Raw genomic sequence first — 730 nt, 5'->3', positions numbered from 1 at the left:
TTCCCTATCGTAGTCAAAGCCCATCTTTTGGGCAAGCCTTTGAGCTTCTTGGTGAAAAAGTTGCATCGTAGCCAATAAAGACTGAGTAATTTTGTCTAAACTTGAGAAATCAAGAAGAGCAGAGAATTCCTTCTCCTTCTCAGCAGTCAAGTAGTTAAAGAGATACTTGTAGTTTTTACCGATGTCGACTGCTTCTCTATCACTTGCCACCTGCCAAGCTAAGATTTTCAAGAGTTCTTGCTGGCAAATATTGTAGAGATGGTCCGTTGCATAAATGACTTGATTGCGACAAATTCCTTTGACCACGTAGGCTGACACCCACCAAAATTCATTACAAGATTTTTCAAAATCCGTCTCAGTAGCTGGGGTTATCCAGTAACGCTCTGGACTTGGAGAATAGGTCTCAAACAAGCCCTTAGTGTCCTCTAGCACCGTGAAATCCGCTTCGCTTTCTACCCACTCTTGAATGTGGTCTTTGGGGCAGAGGGTTAAATCAATCCGATTGCCATCTTCAAATAGCATGAGGTAAAGACGGCGATGTCCAAGAGTCACCTCTTGCTCAATGATGCGTTCACCGAACTGGGTCAGCCAAGAAAGGTCACTCATCAGATAATCTAAGTCATCCACAATATAGACAACATCATAGTCTTGAAATTCATCTGTTTGAATCTTTTGATTTGTCCGCGAGCCGGACATGGCGACTGCATCGACTTGTAGCACTTTTGCGGTT

The 730-nt window shown here is 43.3% G+C and carries 1 protein-coding gene; it reads right to left on the bottom strand.

Annotated elements, in window-relative coordinates; genetic code table 11:
• A partial coding sequence (locus SINDD18_RS05445) for an aminoglycoside 6-adenylyltransferase (RefSeq protein WP_241497349.1) occupies window positions 1-730 on the bottom strand: 730 nt, incomplete at both ends.

The organism is Streptococcus infantis (assembly GCF_001579645.1).
In the GTDB taxonomy this organism is placed as follows: domain Bacteria; phylum Bacillota; class Bacilli; order Lactobacillales; family Streptococcaceae; genus Streptococcus; species Streptococcus infantis_E.
Note: the sequence above shows the minus strand (reverse complement) of the source record. Positions and strands in the feature narration are given on the sequence as shown.